This is a genomic window from Citrobacter sp. wls829, from assembly GCF_005280825.1.
GTDB lineage: Bacteria > Pseudomonadota > Gammaproteobacteria > Enterobacterales > Enterobacteriaceae > Citrobacter > Citrobacter gillenii.
Window position 1 is genome coordinate 1 of record NZ_SZWP01000013.1, and the last position, 5862, is coordinate 5862.

Annotated in this window: 3 protein-coding genes and 1 pseudogene; all 4 read right to left on the reverse strand. The window is 40.5% G+C overall.

Annotated elements, in window-relative coordinates; all coding sequences use genetic code 11:
• Positions 1–224: 224 nt before the first annotated feature.
• Positions 225–710 carry a hypothetical protein gene (locus FDW88_RS22635; RefSeq protein ID WP_239944593.1) on the reverse strand — a complete coding sequence of 162 codons (486 nt, stop codon included), beginning with the start codon at positions 708–710 and terminating at the stop codon, positions 225–227.
• 99 nt (positions 711–809) lie between these two features.
• Complete coding sequence (locus FDW88_RS01565; RefSeq protein WP_115259208.1) at positions 810–1244, reverse strand: outer membrane protein assembly factor BamE; 435 nt, start codon at positions 1242–1244, stop codon at positions 810–812.
• 54 nt (positions 1245–1298) lie between these two features.
• A complete protein-coding gene (locus tag FDW88_RS01570; RefSeq protein ID WP_137361886.1) occupies positions 1299–4649 on the reverse strand; it encodes a YadA-like family protein in 3351 nt (1116 codons plus the stop codon).
• Between the two features lie 48 nt (positions 4650–4697).
• Positions 4698–5628, reverse strand: a pseudogene (locus tag FDW88_RS01575) (IS30 family transposase).
• Between the last annotated feature and the right edge of the window lie 234 nt (positions 5629–5862).

Below are 5862 nucleotides of genomic sequence, written 5' to 3' on the forward strand. Positions count from 1 at the left end.
GCTTATTCGCACCTTCCCAAGATTCTTCTGGCAATATAGCAGTTGGAATGTAAACAGATGTCAGCGCGAAAATTTCAATATCCTCAATACCTGCATTTGAAAATAAAAGCGCTTGGCGTAACTTTTCCATAAATACCACCAAGTAAATATTATGGCCACAAGAAAACAAGACACTGCCTCTAAATGACCATCGAAATTATCTTAAAAAATCAGTAAAATAAATACTAGCGCATAATGTTTTTTTGAGTTATAGCCTCCGCGATCTGAATTGTTTTATTCTCATCACCAACATAAAACGATAATGTCTTTGCTGAATTGAGTTGCGAAAGTGAGATAGCCTTTCCGTTTAAAACCATAAGAATATAATTATTCTTATTTTCTAATGCTTTATCAATTATCAATTGTCCATTCTTGTTAGGACTGATCTGTAGAAACCAATTACCTTCATTACTTTGACCAAATGACATGGACGCAAGTTCATTCCGAGTCAGAACAGTATTTGTATCGAAATACCATTTCCTGTCGACGATGATAATTTCAGCCCATCCATTGTGCGGCTGCTCAGAAAGAGGAAGAAGTATAAGAGAAGATACCTCTTTATTTATTTGGGGGGTGAGAGGAGTTACAACACTTTTAACATTCTTCTGATGACAGGCGCTCAGAGTGAATAAAATAACTAATAGGCTTAGGATTGTGATATTTCTTTTCATATATTTACCTTGAAATTGCTTTATACTATCTATTACTGTATAGCAACAAAACCTTATGTTTATAAAAGTTACACCATTTACTTTCCTATATTGATTATTTTAATTTTTATTAGATTCTGGTGGGCAAATGGAATTTTCAGGTTTAATAGCTCTCCAGTATATATTAGCGACTAATTTATCTGAGTTAAAAATAATTTTAAGTTGACAAATTGTAACTTGATTGTTAGTGTGTTTTAACGTATTGAAGTGAAGGAGATAATCCCATTCTCTCACAGAAAATAGACCTTCACCAAAATGCGGCCTACCGATAAGCAAATAGACCTGATCTTTGGTCATCCCTTTATTCAAAAGCGAAATACTTTCGGATGTCGGGAATACTCCACGTCCTGATCTTAACTTCGCGTTTACAGGTTCTGGCCACACTATCTCTTTAACTCCACCATCACGATCTGGGCGACTCATGTTTTGATTACATCCTGAAATAATTGTAGCACATGCAATAAAAATTATAATTTTGAATGAGTTCGATTTCATTATTTGCTATCCAAATCAAATTTTATTTATAGGGGTGTTTCCACCCCTGTTTTATCAGAACTGAAATCCTACTCCAACAGATGCTCCAGTTTGACTTCTAGTTGTTGTTGAATAAGAACCTTTTAATATCCAATTGCCGTTATCTGAGATGGTTGAAAGGCCAATAGCTAAACTGTTTTCACCTTGGAATGACCCACCGCTCATGGACATCATACTTTTACCTGGAATATACGCCTGTGTTAACCCCGCCGTTGCAATAGCAGCAGCTGCACCTGCGTTAGCTCTACGTTCAACCCGATTAATTTGGTTGTCAAGACTACTGAAAGCCTGTTGTAGCTGTCCGTAGTTAACAGCATCACTTGTACGCTTGGCATTACCAACATTTTGTATGGTATTTCCTCCCATATCAATATTAGCACCACTTGAGACAGCTAAAGACTCTGTAGTAGTTAATGATTTAACATTAACATTGTCGTTTAGATTAATGCTCAGCACATTACCATTAACTGTCGTCTTGATATTTTTATTATCACCTTTAACATTTACCAAACTTCCCATTTTTGCTTCATACGGTGTACCACTATCTGCCTTAAACGTAATTGGTTTAGTTACTTCACTGCTGATAAACTCATGGAGTTGCCCACCATTGACAGCATCTTTACTCCCCTGAGCAATAATACCATCAGCTATATTAGCAATCTTTAATCCGGCACCATCAATACCAACTTGGCTCAGAGAAGGGCCATTTTCAACACTGATGCTCTCTTTAACGTTGACAGAATCGGAAAGGTTAAAACTAACCTGATTATCTTTTTTGGATATGCTGATATTTTTATCAGTATTATTAAGGTCAACTGTTTCAGAAGGTTTTATAGCACTTTCTTGTTTACCATTTACTGACAGGTTCCAACCTCCGCTTACTGATTCAGCAGTCGTTCTGATGGAATCAATAGCATCATGAATAGTATTTTTCCCTGTATTACCTACATTGCTGGAGATCATCTCACCATTATGGCTTACATAAGTATCACCTCCAATAACATTGGCAATTGATGTAGTAACTGTATGAACTTGTCCACCATTCACGACATCGCTACTGCCCATAGCGATGGCACCGTCACTAACGCCAGAAATTTTCCCACTGCTATTGCTATTTATAACAACATTGCCAAATACTGGACTTTCAGATATTTGAATTGATATAACTCCGGAGGATGCATCCGCAACTGTTTTAATGTTTTTTCCACTATAATTACCATTAACTGCACCATCTCCTTTCAGAGCTAAAACCTCACCAGATTTACGTTTGATATCATCGCCTTCATTAGCAGAAAACGTTACCCCTTGGCTAACTGAATTTGAAAGATTATCTAACTGACGTTTATTGACCGCATCACTGTCATTTACAGCATCTGCAACATTAGTGATAGTTTTATTTCCAGCATCTATACCTGTAACTGTGACAGTGGGTCCACCTGTAATATAAAGCCCTGAGTTGTTAATTAATGTATTACCAGTCTTAACGCTAGTGACATCTAGATTATTCGCCAGTTGAATATCTATTATACCGTCATTAGCTTCAGTTCTAATGTTTTTGTTACTTGCAGTTTCTCCATTTGTAAGACCTCCGCGGATAGTAGTTGTTTCACCAAAGAAGCGTTTAAACGCTCCAGAATTACCAGCAAATAAGTTGCCCTTATCTACTTCAGATGAAACTGCAAATAGCTGACTACCATTTATGGCATCAGTGCTAGTAGCCGAAATTCGTCCAGCCGCAAGATTCGATAGAGTGCGCTCTTTTCCAGAAGCACCAATACTTACAGTTGATACTGGAGTTGAGCCTGCAAATGAGTGTGTCACCCCATTTACTATATATTCTGGAGTTGCAACAGCAGATGATACTGTCGTAGAATTACCTAGGGCAACTGAATTATCTATAGCATTATCTACTGCATTTCCAAGGATAAAAGCATTATTTGCCGTTATTTTATTGTTATTACCAATTGAATAAGAAGCGGACCCTGATATAGTGCTTGGGTCACCTATTGCACCCGATTTCTCACCACTTACGATGTTTCCTGTACCTATACTGATAGTATCCATAGCAACTGCTTTTGCACCGTTACCTATCGCTATCGAATTAGGTCCCGAAGCCATAGCATTAGTGCTTAGAGCTGTAGCATTGACCCCAGAAGCCGTGGTAAAGCGACCTATAGCTGTTGCATTATTTGCCGATGAATTTGCATTAAAACCCACAGCAATACTTTCAAACCCCGTAGCCTTAACAGAAGACCCAAGCCCCACTACATTTCGTGTTGGAGCAGCAACGCCTCCATTGGCAAAATTACCGATTAATACACTTCTGTCATTATTTGTTCCTAATCCTGCCTGAGAACCTATAATAATTGATCGATCTGACATTGATTGTTGCCCAGCTAAGTGGCCAACATACACATTATTATCACCAGTTGACCGATCGCCAGCAATAGAACCTACAGCGACATTACTATCACCAGATAGTTGTCGTCCCGAAGCATTCCCGACTAAGGTATTTCCACCAGGGCCATATCCTGGAAAAGTAGTGTTTTTACCATCATTAGAACTCAAACCAACTCCAGCCCCGTTTCCAATCATTATATTAGAAACGCTTCTATTATCTGTGATTTCTGTTCCAGCATTATCTCCTACAGATATATTTCCATATGATACTGTGTTTTTTCCTGCCTGCTTACCAATATTAATACTTGGAGCTCGTTTGCTATCTTCGGTAGCATCTTGAGAGCCAGATAGCACCATCCCTGCTTCAAAACCCAAAGCAACACTATAATCTCTTTTTGCCTGACTTCCAGCATTAGTACCTATGTTGATATTCTGAATATTCCAGTTATCAATAGTCCCGCTTCCTGCATTCTCACCGATAGAGATCACTCGACCACCATCAGCTACGGAACCTACTCCAAGGGCAATATTATTTTGTTTTCCAATCCAGGTTCTCTCAGACTTACCAGCATCTTTTAGGCTTAAGATATCTTCTCGCCCTGCACGTGCATTTGTACCTATTGCCACAGATCCAGTTGTAAATGAGTTGTCGGAACCAATACTGATAGTATTTGCAGCCGATGCAATTGCACTATTCCCTATCGCAATAGCATTTTGTGCAGCAGATTTTGAGTTATAACCAACTGCTAACCCAGCACTAGCATTTTTACTCACTAGTGCGTTGTTCCCGATCGCTATACTCTTCACGGAACCACTAGTATTGGCCCCTGCACCACAAAACAGGTCATTTTCACTTGTACCTGTAGTACTACAGGAAACAGGTGTAGCTGAGTAAACTGAATTAAATCCTATTGAGTTTATTACCAGAAAAGCAACCGGTGTAAATACGGCATGTTTTCTCTTCATTATAGAGTTGTCCCTATCAACTGGCGGATTCAAGTCCGAAGTGCAACGCTAAGCCGCCTTTCTTAGCTCCGCAAACACCACCGAAGGTTGTCTGAACCCCAGACACTTGCGTGGCCTGCTGTTCAACGCTCCCTGATAGCGTTGTAAGTCTTCTTCTGTCACTGTCCGCAGGTCTGTTCCTTTCGGGATAAACTGTCTTAACAACCCATTCGTATTCTCGTTCAGCCCACGCTCATGCGAGGCATACGGATGGGCAAAGTACGTATCTGCGTTCAGTGCTTCTGCTATCGCCTTGTGCTCACTAAACTCTAGACCGTTATCGAACGTTATTGTGTGACATACATCCTGATACTCACTCAGCAGTGAGATAATGGCCTTACTGACTTCCACCGCATCCTTTGAAAACACCTTTTTTGTCAGGTAAATACGGCTTTTGCGTTCTGCCAGTGTCACGATAGCACCAGTGCCCTGTTTACCCTGCACCAAATCGGCCTCCCAGTCCCCCAGACGGCTACGGTCATCGACGACTGACGGCCGTAGCTCAATGGATACCGCGTCAGGGATGCGCCCTCGTTTCTGCCCGTAGCCCTTACGATATCGCCGTTTGCCCTGCCTAAGATGCCTGTACAACTCGCCACCGCTACGCTTATCCGCATAGATATACTGGTAAATCCATTCATGGCTGACTGCCAATTGCACTTATTTGCTCAGGACTCCACTTCCACTCCAGAGCAAATATCACGAAATCTATGGTCTGCTGAGGAATTGTCCTTTTGGCAGATGACAGCCGCCTATCACAGCACTTCTGGTGTGCCTGTTGTGGGTTATAACCAGTATCTGAAGTGTTACGCCTCAGTTCACGGGAGACCGTGGACTTGCTTACACCGATACGGATACCTATCTCATGGCAGGATAAATTATCCTCACGCAGTATCGATATCTGGTATCGTTGTCCTTCGGTTAGTTGCTGATACTTCATACTTACTCGCTCATCTTTGGTCGGAAGAGCAGGATAGCTTATCAGTAGCTAACCGTCCTTCCATCTAACATGACCGAGCGTTGCACTTATTATCTGAATTCGCGATTACTGTATGTTTCTTTCAATATCAATGCTGCTCAATCAGCAGATGAAACAATCGCTCCAATGAAACAATCTCAACAAGTTTCGGTTTACAGCGTAACAAGGCTTTGTTGAATAAATCGAACTTTTGCT

What these genes read in the sequence shown, in the direction of transcription:
- FDW88_RS22635 (WP_239944593.1), bottom strand. Translation starts at nt 710, where the DNA reads ATGAAAAGAAATATCACAATCCTAAGCCTATTAGTTATTTTATTCACT.
- FDW88_RS01565 (WP_115259208.1), bottom strand. Translation starts at nt 1,244, where the DNA reads ATGAAATCGAACTCATTCAAAATTATAATTTTTATTGCATGTGCTACA.
- FDW88_RS01570 (WP_137361886.1), bottom strand. Translation starts at nt 4,649, where the DNA reads ATGAAGAGAAAACATGCCGTATTTACACCGGTTGCTTTTCTGGTAATA.